Below are 13,558 nucleotides of genomic sequence, written 5' to 3' on the forward strand. Positions count from 1 at the left end.
CTTGCCAGTTTTGGGTCTCATATTTTTTCCTGCTGGCGGGCTCGCTACCCCCGATTCGACACAGGTGCCTTGCATTTGGTGCGCACCGTGACGTAACAGGCGGCATGGCAAAACTCTATTTTCACTACTCGACAATGAATGCTGGCAAATCGACGAATTTGCTGCAGGCGTCTTACAACTATCATGAACGCGGGATGCAGACCTATCTGCTGACAGCTCTGCTTGATAACCGCGAAGGGGAAGCGCGGATTACCTCGCGTATCGGTATTGGCGAAGGCGCTGATACATTCGCGCATGGCGAAGACCTATTTGCAAAAATAGAAGCACGACTTGCAGCAGGGCCATGCGCTTGTGTGTTCATTGACGAAGCACAGTTTCTGGACGCTGAACAGGTCTGGCAGCTTGCGCGCGCGGTGGACGACCTGAAAGTTCCGGTTATGTGCTACGGCCTTCGTGTTGATTTCCAGGGTCATTTGTTTCCCGGCTCTGCAACGCTGTTAGCGCTTGCTGATGAAATGCGTGAGGTACGCACAATTTGCCATTGCGGGAAGAAGGCCACAATGGTTGCTCGAATGGACAAAAGCGGCACCATATTAAAAGAAGGCGCTCAGGTTCATATTGGCGGCAATGAAAGCTATGTTTCGCTTTGCCGCGGGCACTGGCGTTCCGCGATGGAAAAGGGCTCGGTCTAGGGCCGCAACGGTCCCGTGCGGTCGTTTTTTAGACTCAATACAGCTTTTCATGTAGATTGAAGAAATCGCATCCCGCTGCTGATGCGATGTTTCCACTAAGACAAATTATTTTGACTGGGAGGACTTCAATGCCATTTTACATGTTTCAAGCCCGTTATACCGCTGCCGCGCTCAAGGCGATGGTTGATAACCCACAGGACCGAGAAGCTGCCGCACGCCCGATGATCGAGGCTGTTGGGGGTAAGCTTCACCACCTGTTTTTCTGCTTCGGCGCTGACGATGTCGTGGCTCTTATCGAGGCCCCGGATGACACGGCAATGGCTGCTGGTGCTTTGGCGGTTGGTGCTTCCGGTGCCTTTTCAGGCGGATCAACGACAAAACTGATGACAGCACAAGAAGCAATGAAGGCAATGGCAGGGGCCCAGACGGCGTCAAAAAGTTACAAGCCCGCAACGGGTTAGAGACTCGCCGTTACCTTCTTGCATGGGATTGCTCTTGGTATCCTTACTTCAAAAACGCGGCGGCCAAAAGTTGCCGCGTTTTTGCGTGACGCCCTATGATTGGATTTGGAAATTCCATCCGGAAACCGTCAGCGACTAAAGCTTGTTCGGCAAAGCCTTACCATCAAAAAACGCAAAAAGATTTTCAACCGCCATCATCCCCATGGCGGTTCTGACCTCTAGTGCCGCGGTACCAAGATGCGGCAACAGCGTTACGTTTTCGAGGGTCCTCAGGGCCTCTGGCACCTCTGGCTCATTCTCGTAAACATCCAGCCCGGCCCCAGCGATTTGCCCGGATTGCAACGCATCAATCAGCGCGGCTTCCTCAACAATGTCACCGCGTGCAATGTTTATAAGATGGGACGTTTCACGCATCGCAGACAGTGCTTCTGCGTTGATTAAGTAACGGGTTGCTGGGCTGCCTGGTACAGCGATCACAACGATATCCGCTGTCGACATAACCTCTGACAGGCTGTTCAGTTGTCTTGCAGGTACGCCTGCATCTTCAACTGGAGAGCGGTTCAAAAACACGACCTCCATTCCGAAACCATGGTGGGCGCGATGCGCAATCGCCTTGCCAATACGTCCCATTCCAACAATGCCGACGACTTTGCCTGACATGTGCAAACCCAGCATCTGGGTCGGGTGCCAGCCGTGCCAGTTCCTCGCACGCAGCATCCGTTCACCTTCGCTTGCACGGCGTGCGCTCATCAGCATAAGCGTAAGCGCGATGTCAGCTGTTGCATCAGTCACCGCACCCGGTGTGTTGCTGACCAGAATACCCGCCGCGGTCGCAGCACTGACATTGATGTGGTTGTAGCCAACTCCGAAATTCGCGAGCACATGACAGCGCGGTTCGGGAACGGCGGCGAAAACCTCGGCGGTGAATGGGTCGCCCAGCGTTGGTAAGATGCCGTCATAGGCGGCAAGCGCTACCTTCAGTTCGTCCTCGGTCATTGGCTGGGTATTGTCGCGCAGAACGACATCAAACCGGGCCTCGGCAGCAGCAAGCACCGTATCTGGTAGCCGTCGCGTAATCAGAATCTTTTCACTCAATGCATTCGCCCTCCCTCAGGCACAGTTTGGTCAGGTGTTAGCAGAACGATCTCGCCCGCTTCGTCCGGCAGGCCAAGCACCAGAACTTCGGACATGAAACGTCCGATCTGACGGGGCGGAAAGTTCACAACTGCCATCACCTGTTTTCCAATCAATTCCTCGGGAGTGTAATGCGCCGTAATTTGCGCGGAACTTTTCTTTACGCCTATCTGCTCACCAAAATCGACCCATAGCTTGATCGCTGGCTTTCGCGCCTCCGGATAAGGCTCAGCGCGCGTAACGCGGCCAACCCGGATATCGACTTTCAGGAAATCGTCAAAACTTAATTCACTCATGCACCCAGTTCCCTTGAACGGTCGGCAGCGGCTTTCACTGCCTTTCTTAGCAACGCAGGAAACCCTGTATCGGGATTCATCAATACTTCAAGCGCAGCGGCGGTTGTCCCGGCAGGGCTGGTTACATTTACCCGCAATTGGGCGGGGTCTTCGGGTGCGTCTTCTGCCAACTGCCCTGCCCCACCAACCGTTGCTTTCGCCAGTGCCATCGCAAGGTCAGTTGGTAATCCTTCAGCCTCTCCTGCGGCAGCAAGCGTTTCAATCAGGTGAAAAACATAAGCCGGGCCGGATCCGGAAACAGCAGTAACAGCATCCATCTGCGTTTCGTTTTCGAGGCGCAGAGTCTGGCCTACCGCAGACAACAGAGTTTCGGCCAAAACGATATCTGCTTCGTCCGTTTTGTCATTTCCGATAAGTGCTGTAATTCCACGCCCAATTGCCGCAGGCGTATTGGGCATCGCTCGAATAACGGGTGTCTCTGAACCAAGCGTTTCTTCGTAAAAGGAAATTGGTGTACCAGCAGCAACTGACAGAAAAATCGTGGTGCCGTTGCCCAATGCTAAGAGGGTTGGCAATGCCTCTGCCATCATTTGCGGTTTTACAGCGACGAGAACGATTGCTGGGTCTAACGGTAAAATTTCGTTCAGATGAAGGCCCGTTCCAGCCAATTCCTTCAACCAGTTTGACGGATACGGGTCGTTCACCCAAACGGAATTGGCAGGCAAGCCTTCGCTCAGCCAGCCCTGAAGCATTGCAGAGCCCATTTTCCCGCAGCCGAGCAATACCAGACCCCGGCGCGCAATATCGCTTGATTTCATTTCACCCTCTCAAACCCCAAAAGCTGGGATCAGATTAGGCTCGGCCGTAGGCCTCTGCAATGGCGACTTGCATGGCTTCTGCAGGTGTCCGGTCTCCCCATCCAACCAATTGGAACGCGGGATAGAAACGTTCAGCCGACGATACGGCACTGTTGATCATATTGGTGATCTGTTCGTGACCAGCGGATTGCCCCCCGGAAAGAACCAGACCATACCGGTAAACCATCAGACGCTGGTCGTGCCAATACGTGAAAGCGCCAGCCCAACACCTGTCATTGATGATGTTCAGTATTTCAAACAGTTCTGGCAGACGGTGTTCTGGCGGTTCCATCTCGAACGTGCAAATCAGGCGTAGTGTTTCATCATAGCCTGACCAGGCCAGCGTAATGGAATAGGTGCGCCACTGACCTTCAACCGCCATCGCGATCTGATCATCCGCGACACGGTCAAAATCCCACTCGTGGTGTTCTGCTAGGTTTTCAACGATGTCGATCGGGTGTAGGTCTTCGGTCTCATAATACTGCTCTGTAAGTGACATTGCCCGGCCTCTCTTGCTCTTTTTGCCTCATGTGGGTGGCAGCCCACAAGAAACTGGGTGTCTACACAAGGATGAGCAGATGTTACCGTCATCCTTACCAGATATGGTGTACCGAGAGCGGAATCCTGTAAAGGTGTTTTTTTGGGTTATCCCCAGAGAACTTGTAAAAAGCGAGTTATCCACAACACGCAATTTCTCCCGTTAACAATGTGTTAACCAGAAAAAGCGCACCCAGACAGGTGCCTATAACAAATAATATTACAATGACCGTGCTATTTGCCCTGATCGTCAAATTTGGCTTCCAGCGCAACAATACGCGCTTCTAGGGCATCATTTTCCTCGCGGGCCTTTTGGGCCATGGCGCGAACGGCATCAAATTCATCGCGGCTCACAAAGTCACGATCAGCCATCCAACGATCAACCAAGCTTTTCATCGCTGTTTCAGCTTCGTCCTTGGCGCCCTGAGCTACGCCCATCGCATTGGTCATAAGTTGCGAAATATCGTCGAATACTTTGTTGCGGCTTTGCATAACGTCCTCGGGTCTGGTTTTCATGGCCTCATTCGAAACCTATATGGGGCGATAAAGGTGAAATCGCAAGGTTGACTTCGCCGCACCACGACAGGCAGGAAGTGACTATGAATGCGATTATACCCTTTCCCGACATCGGGCCCGACATTTTTACAATAAATCTGGGTGACTATGCCTTTTCGCTACGCTGGTATGCGATGGCCTATATTGTCGGCATCGTTATCGGCTGGCGCATCGCGCTCAGGGCAATACGTACGCCTCGTTTGTGGCCCGCATCAGTACCGCCCATGACGGCGGAACAAATCGAAGAATTGCTGACTTGGGTCGTTCTGGGGATCGTGCTTGGGGGGCGTCTGGGTTTTGTTCTTTTCTATCAACCCGGCTACTACCTGAGCAACCCAGTAGAGATTTTGATGGTCTGGCAGGGCGGTATGTCATTTCACGGCGGCATGCTGGGTGTTGCGTTGGCCGGGTTCTTATTTTGCCGGCGAAATATGCTGCCAAAACTGAGTGTTGCGGACACGATGGCCCTTGCCACGGCACCGGGATTATTTCTGGGTCGCATTGCAAATTTCATCAATGCTGAACTTTGGGGGCGTCCAACTGACCTGCCCTGGGGGGTCGCATTCCCAGGCGACGCAGCGCAGAATTGCCCGGATGTCATGGCCCTTTGCGCGCGGCACCCCTCGCAGCTTTATGAAGCCGGGCTTGAAGGATTGTTGCTCGGCGGATTGCTGCTTTACCTTGCGTGGGGTCGTGAGTGGCTCCGGACCCCCGGTCAGATTACGGGCATGTTTTTCGTCGTCTACGGAGTTTCGCGTTTCATCGTTGAATTCTTCCGTCAGGCTGATGCGCAATTCATAACGCCAGACAACCCTATGGGATACATCCTGCAAATCGGATCCGGTGGAATGTCCATGGGCCAACTTCTTTCATTTCCGATGATCCTGTTTGGGCTGGCCATGATCAGGTTTGCCAGAACGCGTTCATGACGCCGCTGATATCCCTTCTCATTGAACGGATCAGCCGAAACGGTCCGCTAACGATAGCGGAGTTTATGGCGGATTGCCTTTTGCATCCCGAGCACGGCTACTATGCAACCCGCGACCCCTTTGGGGCACGCGGCGATTTCACGACTGCCCCTGAAATCAGTCAGATGTTTGGTGAGTTGCTTGGGCTTTGCCTGGCGCAAAGCTGGCTGGACCAGGGGGCCCCGACACCCTTTCTGCTTGCTGAAATAGGCCCCGGACGTGGAACCCTAATGGCTGATATTCTGCGTGTAACTCGCTCTGTTTCAGGGTTTCATGCCGCCGCAGAAATTCACCTGATCGAGGCGTCGTCCACATTACGTGAACGCCAACGAGAAACCTTGTCTGAACACAGGGTCGATTGGCACGACACGATATCTACGCTACCTGATGCTCCGCTCTTTCTGCTCGCAAATGAGTTTTTCGACGCGCTGCCAATCCGGCAGTTTATTCGTTCGGGAAATGGCTGGCGTGAACGCCGGGTTGGAATTGAGAAGGGGCAATTGGTGCTTGGTGCGGGCGAAGCAGTTCCAGTTCCGGGCTTAAACCACCGACTTTCTGATACAAAGGAAGGCGATCTTGTGGAGCATTGCGCGGCTGCCGCAGCAATCACATCAGAGATCGCAAGCCGCATCGCCGGAAACGGTGGGGCGGCACTGATTGTTGACTATGGCGATTGGCACTCGCTTGGCGATACGTTACAGGCACTGAAGAACCACGCAGTTGATCCGGTGCTCGCAAACCCGGGGGAAGCAGACCTCACCGCCCATGTGGATTTTGAGACCCTGGCGAATGCTGCGCAAGGCGCTTGTGTTACAAAGATAACAACGCAGGGTGTTCTTCTTGAAAGGCTTGGTATTACAGTACGCGCACAGACAATCGCTAAAAATTTAACGGGTGACTCGCTTAAAAGCCATATTGCTGCACATAGGCGCTTGACGCACCCACAAGAAATGGGAACCCTTTTCAAGGCAATATCGATTTATCCAAAAGGTTGCAAACCACCACCCGGATTTGACTTATGACTCTTGAAATCCTGACCAGTGACACACTGACCCCACTTCGCCATGGCTTCTTTACACGAAGAGGTGGAACATCATCTGGTGTGTTCGACGGATTGAACTGCGGATATGGTTCATCAGATCAGTCTAATTGCGTTACGATCAACCGGCATCGCGTCGCAAGCGCGATGGATGTCGAGCCTGACCTGTTGATCAACTTTCATCAGGTACATTCTTCGGACGTGATCAAGGTCAACGGCCCGCGGAGTGGCACGCCACCAAAAGCAGATGCCGCTGTCACGGCGACTCCGGGTATAGCACTTTCTGTGTTGACCGCTGACTGCCAGCCCGTCTTGTTTGCCGATCATGACGCGCAAGTTATTGGAGCGGCGCATGCGGGGTGGAAAGGTGCGTTAAATGGCGTGCTCGAGGCCACGATTGACGCAATGGAAGAACTTGGCGCATCGAGAAACAATATAAACGCGGTCATCGGCCCGACAATAAGTCAGCGTTCCTACGAAGTTGGCCCTGAATTTTTTGAAATGTTTATGTCAGAAGATCCCGAGCATAGCCGGTTCTTTGCAGGAGGAAACGGTGACCGGATGCAGTTTGATTTACCGTCTTTCGGTTTGCATCGGTTGCGAGATGCAGGCGTCGGAACAGCCGAATGGACCGGCCATTGCACATACGCTGATTCCTCGAGATTTTTTTCATATCGTCGTTCAGTTCACGCGAACCAAGCAGATTATGGTCGCCTGATTTCTTCAATCCGCCTGTGATATTCGACCGGGCCGAATTGGCGGTGGTAGAGTGGATCAGCGCCATATTTTGGCCCCATTAACGAGAACAATCCACCTTTCTCATCTATAATTGTTGCGAATGAAGCGACAAAACGCAAGAAAAACAATATGATGCTGCCTGTGCTTGGTGACGCTTCATTTTCTTTAAACTCTTTCAAAGAATTGCTGATTTTGCCAAACCCGCGCCGCATTGAGCGCTATTATAAGAGTCAGCAAGAAAACAAACCCTGCGGGGCAATTGATATGTGGCGCGTTTGATGGCGAGCTACGAGCGGGAGAAAATGATGCAGACTGAGAAACGTTGGTTAAAGTCGGTTTTGAAAGAAGCAACTGTCACCGAGGTGAAGATGCCCTGGGCACGTGGTGCACGCCGTGGCGAAATGATCGCCCGCAGACGCGCACTGTCTGAGCAAACAAAATCCGCCCGCGCTTAAGCAAACACCTAATCGAGTTTTGAACAGGCCGCCGCACTCCGGTGGCCTTTCTGATTCGTGAATTGTTAACCATTTTTGCCCGGGCAAATGTGGCGGGAATGTGGCGGATTGTTCAGGGATGGGGAAACAGTCCATGAAGAAAAAACCGCATTAGCTGCACTTCCGGATCAAAGATTCACCTTTCATTGACATTCATTCTGTTCTGCCATCATCGTTTACGCCTATTCTGTGTATTTCGGTGGGGGCCGATACAGATGTGAGACTGCCGAAAGGAAGGCCACATGCCTATGCCCCACCCAACCGCCGGAAGAATGGCGGAGCCACGCATCCCGCATGCGATATCGCAAATTGGCAAACGCAAAGAAGCGCCTCAACGTAGAAGTACCTTAATGATGCGCCGCTACCACGCAACATATCTGACAGAGACTGGTGATATTGAGACGCTAGAACAAGTTGCGCCTGCGCTTCCATTATTCGAAGATGCGTTCTGCGCTTTTGCACGCGGCACCCTTGTGACTACCGAATTCGGATCAACTGCTGTTGAAGATCTGATGCCGGGTGATCGCATTCAAACCGTTGATAACGGCATGCAGACATTGCTTTGGGTGGGCTCAATGTCGTTGATTCCGAACGCCAAGGGGCAATCAAAGCGAATGACCCGGCTGACGCGTTTTTCGGCCGACAGTCTTGGATTTGGTCGCCCATCACCTGATCTTTTGCTTGGGCCCGCGGCGAATCTCTTTCAGAAAAACTCTCGTCTGCCCGAAGCTTGTGGATCAGACAAAGCTGTTCTGCCCGCCTCGGGGTTCACAGACGGTGAGTCGGTGATTTCAGTCTGCCCTGCAACACCCGTTCAGGTCTTTCACCTGGCGTTCAAAAACCACCAGATCATCCGGGTGAACGGTCTTGAATGTGAAAGCTACCATCCGGGTCTCACGGCAGAAATGCGGCTCTCGGGCGACATGCTGCGCCTGTTCCTGAGCTTGTTCCCGCAGGTGAATTCTTTGGATGATTTTGGACCTGTCTCTTACCCAAGGCTGTCTCGGGAAGATATGGAACAGTTTCACGCGGCCTAGGCTGTTTGGGTCAGGCGTGCCTCTAGAATTTCGAAAGGCACGCCCGGCAAGTCCTTGGCACAGCGGATCACCAGAGACGTTTTAACGCTTGCAACGTTGTCTGCTGCTGTAAGTTGTTCGGTCAAAAAACTCTGGAAGGTGGACAGGTCCGGAGCAACGCATTTGAGCACGAAATCCACCTCTCCGTTCAACATATGGCATTCCCGCACAAGCGGCCATGCCCGGCAAAGTTTTTCGAAGGCTGAAAGATCCGCTTCTGCCTGGCTGACCAGCCCAACCATCGCAAAAACCTGAACTTCAAAGCCCAGTTCGCGAGAATCAACATCTGCGTGGTATCCACGAATGAACCCTGATTCCTCAAGCGTTCTGACCCGGCGCAGGCACGGGGGTGCAGAAATGCCGACACGCTTGGCAAGCTCAACATTTGTCATGCGTCCATCCGCTTGCAACTCGGCAAGAATCTTTCGATCAATCGGATCAAGTTTTGAGCCAGCCATGATTTCCCTCTGGTTTTCCAAATTGTATGCGAGACGTATCCCTCACGCAATTATATTTCAAGACTGCGCAATTAAATTATTCCAACGCCAATTTTCAAGCGAATTAGACATAGCAGGTTTGCAAGGGGTTTTATCGCCCTCGCAGGGCGTCTATATCCAGCAAGAAACAGATAGCAATGAGGCCCAATATGGCTGAGACACGTCACACCAAAGTTTTGATCATCGGCTCCGGCCCTGCTGGGTATACCGCTGCGGTATACGCAAGCCGTGCAATGCTTAATCCGATTTTGGTGCAGGGTATTGAACCCGGTGGGCAGCTTACCACCACGACCGAAGTTGAAAACTGGCCTGGCAATACCGAAATTCAGGGTCCCGATCTGATGACGAACATGGAAGCCCATGCGCGCGCAGTGGGAACAGAGATCATCAGCGACATCATCACAAGTCTCGATATGTCCAAGCGCCCCTTTACGGCACAAAGCGACAGCGGAACAGTGTACTTGGCGGATGCAGTAATCCTCGCAACCGGTGCACGCGCCAAATGGCTGGGGCTGGAGACTGAAGAAAAGTTCAAAGGGTTTGGCGTTTCGGCCTGCGCCACCTGTGACGGATTTTTCTATCGTGGAGAGGAAATTGTCGTCGTTGGCGGCGGCAATACAGCTGTTGAAGAAGCGCTTTTTCTAACGAATTTTGCCTCAAAGGTTACCTTGATCCACCGCCGCGACGAGCTGCGCTCTGAAAAGATTCTGCAGGACAGGCTTTTTAAGAACGAAAAAATCCATCCGCTTTGGTTCAACGAACTCGTTGAAGTTGTCGGAGATGATACGCCTTTGGGCGTAACAGGTGTGCGGACGAAAAACGTCAAAACAGGCGAAATCACGGAAATCCCTTGCAAGGGTGTCTTCATTGCGATTGGGCACGCGCCTGCAAATGAACTGGTCAAAGATACACTTGAAACTCATATGGGTGGCTACGTGGTTACCAAACCCGACTCGACGGCAACTTCTATTCCCGGAATCTTCGCAGCGGGTGATCTGACCGACTATAAATACCGCCAGGCAGTCACATCTGCAGGAATGGGATGCATGGCCGCGCTGGAAGCTGAGCGTTTTTTGTCAGAGGATGAGGGATAATGTCCCAGTTTCCCGGGTTTTGGAGACCTTTTAGCCTCAATTTTTAAAAACTACTGTAGCTTAGCTTGAATTTCACCTTAAACACGGGCTAGTCCGCACCTAACACGCGTTCTTTTCGCGGTCAATTTGTCCAAATTAAAAACTGTGAGTAACCGATGATGATGTCCAATCTTGCCCCTGTTCCGGAGCTGTATGTTTCGTATGAGTCCGCGCAGAAACTAAAACTTGAGGCGGCAGAACTCACGTCATGGGATCTTACGCCGCGCCAGATTTGCGATCTGGAGCTTCTGATGAATGGCGGATTTAACCCGCTCAAAGGGTTCCTTAGCGAAGAAGACTACACCAGCGTTGTAGAAAATATGCGGCTTGCCAATGGCGCACTGTGGCCAATGCCAGTCACGCTTGATGTAAGCGAAGACTTTGCCAGCAAGATAGAGGTTGGACAGGACATTGCGCTGCGTGATCAGGAAGGTGTTATTCTCGCCATCATGTCCGTCACAGACAACTGGGAGCCGAACAAGTCCCTTGAGGCTGAGAAGGTTTATGGCGCAGATGACATCGCACATCCGGCTGTAAATTATTTGCACAATCAGGCTGGTAAAATTTACATTGGCGGACCAATCACCGGCATCCAGCAACCTGTCCACTATGATTTCCGCGGTCGCCGCGACACACCAAACGAGCTTCGCACATTTTTCCGCAAAGTTGGCTGGCGCCGTGTCGTTGCCTTTCAAACCCGCAACCCACTGCATCGCGCCCATCAGGAACTGACCTTCCGTGCCGCAAAAGAAGCACAGGCCAACCTGCTGATCCACCCGGTTGTCGGTATGACAAAGCCCGGCGATGTAGACCATTTCACGCGTGTGCGTTGCTACGAGGCGGTGCTTGACAAATACCCGTCGTCAACGACTTCCATGAGCCTGCTGAACCTTGCTATGCGTATGGGTGGCCCGCGCGAGGCTGTCTGGCACGGCCTGATCCGCGCCAACCACGGATGCACCCATTTCATCGTTGGCCGCGACCATGCTGGCCCAGGCAAAAACTCTGGCGGTGAAGATTTTTACGGCCCTTACGACGCTCAGGAGTTGTTCCGCAAGTGTCAGGACGAAATCGGCGTTGAAATGGTTGATTTCAAACATATGGTTTATGTTCAGGAACGCGCCCAGTATGAGCCGGCTGATGAAATCGAAGAGGGCGTAACCGTTCTTAACATTTCAGGGACAGAACTGCGCCGCCGTCTTTCCGAAGGCCTTGAAATTCCCGAATGGTTTTCCTTTCCCGAAGTCGTTACCGAGCTTCGCAAAACCCGGCCACCACGGGCACAGCAAGGATTTACTGTTTTCTTCACCGGTTTTTCCGGCTCAGGCAAATCAACGATCGCGAACGCACTGATGGTCAAGCTGATGGAAATGGGTGGACGTCCTGTGACATTGCTTGATGGTGACATCGTTCGTAAGAACCTCAGCTCCGAACTCGGCTTCTCCAAAGAACACCGAGATCTGAACATTCGACGCATTGGTTATGTAGCATCCGAAATCACCAAGAACGGTGGTATCGCCATTTGTGCGCCAATTGCGCCTTATGCAACAACCCGCCGCGCTGTTCGCGAAGATGTTGAAGCCTTTGGTGCCTTTGTCGAAGTACATGTCGCGACCAGCATTGAAGAATGTGAAAAACGTGATCGCAAGGGACTTTACAAATTGGCCCGCGAAGGCAAGATCAAGGAATTCACAGGTATTTCAGACCCTTACGACGTACCGGAAAACCCGGAACTTGCTGTTGATACTATAAATATTGATGTGGATAACTGTGCGCATCAAGTGATTTTGAAACTCGAAAGCATGGGGTTGATTGCGGGTTAGATCACGGTATCCGCCTAAGGTATTAAGCAATCTACAACGTTAAAAGCTCCGGTCCTTCCGGGGCTTTTTCCTTTTTGAAACACCTCTTACGTGCGGTCCTACCTTGCTTACCCTGAAAACAACCACGAACATTTAAATCAGAAGTTCGCCGCGCATCACGACCCTGCCTTGACCTGATACTTTGACCCCGGCAATCGCATCGCGTGGTCCCATTACGTCAACCTCAGCCTGGCCGGGGCGCCCCATCCAATGGCCCTGCTCTGCTGTAAACCTTGGCTTTTCAATAATACCGTGGTGCCAGAGGTAAGCAGCCATGCATCCGGTAGCAGACCCGGTAAAAGGATCTTCTGGGGGCATCGGCTTGGGCAGCAAAAGCCGCGAAAATGTATCACCTGCTTCCGTTTCACCACCCATGGTGACTAAAAATGGCTCTATCAGATCAGCGCGTGGAGTACCCGGGGGGTTCATTTCCTGCCACGCTTCCGGCATCAGTGTAGCCCTTCGCAGCGCATCTTTATCCTTCAACAGCGTGACGCAAAACGGTGTACCTGTTGAAACAGTCTGTGGACTACCCAAAACATCTGTTTCCCTGAGGGACATTAACTTTGCAATCTTGCCAGGATCATGCGTTGCACCAAATTTTGGAGCCATCTGTGTCATGGTAATCAGGGGGCCTTCGGGGCGATCCTCGACCTCGATGGGCAATACTCCCGCACCCACCTCCAAGCTGAATTCAGCACGCCCATTGGTCAGTGTCACCATCCCTCGGTCTAACAATGAAGCCACGGTCGCCACGGTCGGATGCCCCGCCATCAGGATTTCCTTGTCCGCCAAGTAATACCGCGCCCCAAAATCAGCAACGTCCGAAGCAACCAGATACGCACATTCCGACAAAGAGGTTTCACGAACCAGAGCCAGCCGATCCGCGATTTCTAACGCATCTGCCCCATGCACAACGACACAGCCGTTGCCGCCAAAAGGCTGGCTGGTGAAGGCATCCACCCAGTCAAACTGGTAACGCATCAATGTACAGAAACCGGCGCAAAGTCATTTTGGCGCGCAAGTACAAACGCAAGTTTTCTGTCGGCAACCAGCGCCAGTTGCTCTCCTTCAGAATTACAAACGGCAAACAGCTCTTTTGCCCCATTTGCCTGGGCCTGAACCTCGTCAGGTAAATCGGCAACGTCCACAGAACGTACGTAGACGATGCGATCTTCCCTTTCGGGGCCAAAATCGAATTTCGTATCCATTCCAATTC

General features: G+C 52.5%; 17 protein-coding genes. 9 read left to right on the plus strand and 8 right to left on the minus strand.

The features are described 5' to 3' along the window. The first annotated feature begins 104 nt into the window (after positions 1-104). Entirely contained in the window at positions 105-692 is a 588-nt protein-coding gene (locus J4E70_RS09475) for a thymidine kinase (RefSeq protein ID WP_213888863.1), read from the plus strand. A 128-nt stretch (positions 693-820) separates the two neighbouring features. Then, complete coding sequence (locus J4E70_RS09480) at positions 821-1,153, plus strand: GYD domain-containing protein (RefSeq protein WP_213888864.1); 333 nt, start codon at positions 821-823, stop codon at positions 1,151-1,153. Between the two features lie 135 nt (positions 1,154-1,288). Here the strand turns inward: J4E70_RS09480 and J4E70_RS09485 are convergent, their stop codons facing one another. The 5 genes from J4E70_RS09485 to J4E70_RS09505 all read right to left on the minus strand — a co-directional run bounded on the left by J4E70_RS09485 (position 1,289) and on the right by J4E70_RS09505 (position 4,469). Next, positions 1,289-2,248 (minus strand): 2-hydroxyacid dehydrogenase, encoded by a 960-nt coding sequence (locus J4E70_RS09485; protein WP_213888865.1) that lies wholly within the window; start codon positions 2,246-2,248, stop codon positions 1,289-1,291. Beyond that, positions 2,245-2,583, minus strand: coding sequence for a tRNA-binding protein (locus tag J4E70_RS09490; RefSeq protein WP_213888866.1), 339 nt, complete (start codon positions 2,581-2,583; stop codon positions 2,245-2,247). Before J4E70_RS09490 ends, J4E70_RS09485 begins: the two co-directional genes overlap by 4 nt. Beyond that, on the minus strand, positions 2,580-3,401 hold the full coding sequence (gene proC, locus J4E70_RS09495) for a pyrroline-5-carboxylate reductase (RefSeq protein WP_213888867.1): 822 nt from the start codon (positions 3,399-3,401) through the stop codon (positions 2,580-2,582). Before proC ends, J4E70_RS09490 begins: the two co-directional genes overlap by 4 nt. Positions 3,402-3,435: 34 nt before the next feature. Continuing rightward, positions 3,436-3,939: a type III secretion system chaperone family protein gene (locus J4E70_RS09500; protein WP_213888868.1), complete on the minus strand. Its 504-nt coding sequence runs from the start codon at positions 3,937-3,939 to the stop codon at positions 3,436-3,438. Between the two features lie 272 nt (positions 3,940-4,211). Continuing rightward, a complete protein-coding gene (locus J4E70_RS09505) occupies positions 4,212-4,469 on the minus strand; it encodes an accessory factor UbiK family protein (RefSeq protein WP_213889092.1) in 258 nt (85 codons plus the stop codon). A 107-nt stretch (positions 4,470-4,576) separates the two neighbouring features. Between J4E70_RS09505 and lgt the strand changes: the two genes are divergently transcribed. The 5 genes from lgt to J4E70_RS09530 all read left to right on the plus strand — a co-directional run bounded on the left by lgt (position 4,577) and on the right by J4E70_RS09530 (position 8,808). Beyond that, positions 4,577-5,461, plus strand: coding sequence for a prolipoprotein diacylglyceryl transferase (gene lgt, locus J4E70_RS09510; RefSeq protein WP_213888869.1), 885 nt, complete (start codon positions 4,577-4,579; stop codon positions 5,459-5,461). Further along, positions 5,458-6,522 carry a class I SAM-dependent methyltransferase gene (locus J4E70_RS09515; protein ID WP_213888870.1) on the plus strand — a complete coding sequence of 355 codons (1,065 nt, stop codon included), beginning with the start codon at positions 5,458-5,460 and terminating at the stop codon, positions 6,520-6,522. Before lgt ends, J4E70_RS09515 begins: the two co-directional genes overlap by 4 nt. Continuing rightward, positions 6,519-7,277, plus strand: a complete 759-nt coding sequence (pgeF, locus tag J4E70_RS09520) for a peptidoglycan editing factor PgeF (protein ID WP_213888871.1) — start codon at positions 6,519-6,521, stop codon at positions 7,275-7,277. Before J4E70_RS09515 ends, pgeF begins: the two co-directional genes overlap by 4 nt. Before the next feature lie 305 nt (positions 7,278-7,582). Then, a complete protein-coding gene (locus J4E70_RS09525; protein WP_213888872.1) occupies positions 7,583-7,732 on the plus strand; it encodes a hypothetical protein in 150 nt (49 codons plus the stop codon). Positions 7,733-8,013: 281 nt separating this feature from the next. Continuing rightward, positions 8,014-8,808, plus strand: coding sequence for a Hint domain-containing protein (locus tag J4E70_RS09530; protein WP_213888873.1), 795 nt, complete (start codon positions 8,014-8,016; stop codon positions 8,806-8,808). Here the strand turns inward: J4E70_RS09530 and J4E70_RS09535 are convergent. Beyond that, entirely contained in the window at positions 8,805-9,305 is a 501-nt protein-coding gene (locus tag J4E70_RS09535) for an Lrp/AsnC family transcriptional regulator (protein WP_213888874.1), read from the minus strand. The genes J4E70_RS09530 and J4E70_RS09535 overlap by 4 nt on opposite strands. A gap of 188 nt (positions 9,306-9,493) precedes the next feature. Between J4E70_RS09535 and trxB the strand changes: the two genes are divergently transcribed. Then, the gene (gene trxB, locus J4E70_RS09540; RefSeq protein WP_213888875.1) at positions 9,494-10,438 is read left to right on the plus strand and encodes a thioredoxin-disulfide reductase; all 945 of its coding nucleotides are present in this window, start codon (positions 9,494-9,496) and stop codon (positions 10,436-10,438) included. Between the two features lie 158 nt (positions 10,439-10,596). Next, positions 10,597-12,300, plus strand: coding sequence for a bifunctional sulfate adenylyltransferase/adenylylsulfate kinase (locus J4E70_RS09545; protein ID WP_377608490.1), 1,704 nt, complete (start codon positions 10,597-10,599; stop codon positions 12,298-12,300). A gap of 132 nt (positions 12,301-12,432) precedes the next feature. Here J4E70_RS09545 and J4E70_RS09550 read toward each other — a convergent pair whose 3' ends face one another. Together J4E70_RS09550 and J4E70_RS09555 are read right to left on the minus strand one after the other, a co-directional pair. Continuing rightward, positions 12,433-13,323: a PhzF family phenazine biosynthesis protein gene (locus J4E70_RS09550; RefSeq protein ID WP_213888877.1), complete on the minus strand. Its 891-nt coding sequence runs from the start codon at positions 13,321-13,323 to the stop codon at positions 12,433-12,435. Next, positions 13,323-13,550, minus strand: coding sequence for a DUF1150 family protein (locus J4E70_RS09555; RefSeq protein ID WP_213888878.1), 228 nt, complete (start codon positions 13,548-13,550; stop codon positions 13,323-13,325). The genes J4E70_RS09550 and J4E70_RS09555 overlap by 1 nt, the downstream gene beginning before the upstream one ends. Between the last annotated feature and the right edge of the window lie 8 nt (positions 13,551-13,558).

This window comes from Pseudohalocynthiibacter aestuariivivens, from assembly GCF_018457175.1.
GTDB classification, from domain to species: domain Bacteria; phylum Pseudomonadota; class Alphaproteobacteria; order Rhodobacterales; family Rhodobacteraceae; genus Pseudohalocynthiibacter; species Pseudohalocynthiibacter aestuariivivens.

Excerpts from the sequence above, each read along its gene's own strand:
- J4E70_RS09475 (WP_213888863.1), top strand. The coding sequence starts at position 105 with ATGGCAAAACTCTATTTTCACTACTCGACAATGAATGCTGGCAAATCG.
- J4E70_RS09480 (WP_213888864.1), top strand. The coding sequence starts at position 821 with ATGCCATTTTACATGTTTCAAGCCCGTTATACCGCTGCCGCGCTCAAG.
- J4E70_RS09490 (WP_213888866.1), bottom strand. The coding sequence starts at position 2,583 with ATGAGTGAATTAAGTTTTGACGATTTCCTGAAAGTCGATATCCGGGTT.
- proC (WP_213888867.1), bottom strand. The coding sequence starts at position 3,401 with ATGAAATCAAGCGATATTGCGCGCCGGGGTCTGGTATTGCTCGGCTGC.
- J4E70_RS09500 (WP_213888868.1), bottom strand. The coding sequence starts at position 3,939 with ATGTCACTTACAGAGCAGTATTATGAGACCGAAGACCTACACCCGATC.
- J4E70_RS09505 (WP_213889092.1), bottom strand. The coding sequence starts at position 4,469 with ATGCAAAGCCGCAACAAAGTATTCGACGATATTTCGCAACTTATGACC.
- lgt (WP_213888869.1), top strand. The coding sequence starts at position 4,577 with ATGAATGCGATTATACCCTTTCCCGACATCGGGCCCGACATTTTTACA.
- J4E70_RS09515 (WP_213888870.1), top strand. The coding sequence starts at position 5,458 with ATGACGCCGCTGATATCCCTTCTCATTGAACGGATCAGCCGAAACGGT.
- pgeF (WP_213888871.1), top strand. The coding sequence starts at position 6,519 with ATGACTCTTGAAATCCTGACCAGTGACACACTGACCCCACTTCGCCAT.
- J4E70_RS09525 (WP_213888872.1), top strand. The coding sequence starts at position 7,583 with ATGCAGACTGAGAAACGTTGGTTAAAGTCGGTTTTGAAAGAAGCAACT.
- J4E70_RS09530 (WP_213888873.1), top strand. The coding sequence starts at position 8,014 with ATGCCTATGCCCCACCCAACCGCCGGAAGAATGGCGGAGCCACGCATC.
- J4E70_RS09535 (WP_213888874.1), bottom strand. The coding sequence starts at position 9,305 with ATGGCTGGCTCAAAACTTGATCCGATTGATCGAAAGATTCTTGCCGAG.
- trxB (WP_213888875.1), top strand. The coding sequence starts at position 9,494 with ATGGCTGAGACACGTCACACCAAAGTTTTGATCATCGGCTCCGGCCCT.
- J4E70_RS09545 (WP_377608490.1), top strand. The coding sequence starts at position 10,597 with ATGATGTCCAATCTTGCCCCTGTTCCGGAGCTGTATGTTTCGTATGAG.
- J4E70_RS09550 (WP_213888877.1), bottom strand. The coding sequence starts at position 13,323 with ATGCGTTACCAGTTTGACTGGGTGGATGCCTTCACCAGCCAGCCTTTT.
- J4E70_RS09555 (WP_213888878.1), bottom strand. The coding sequence starts at position 13,550 with ATGGATACGAAATTCGATTTTGGCCCCGAAAGGGAAGATCGCATCGTC.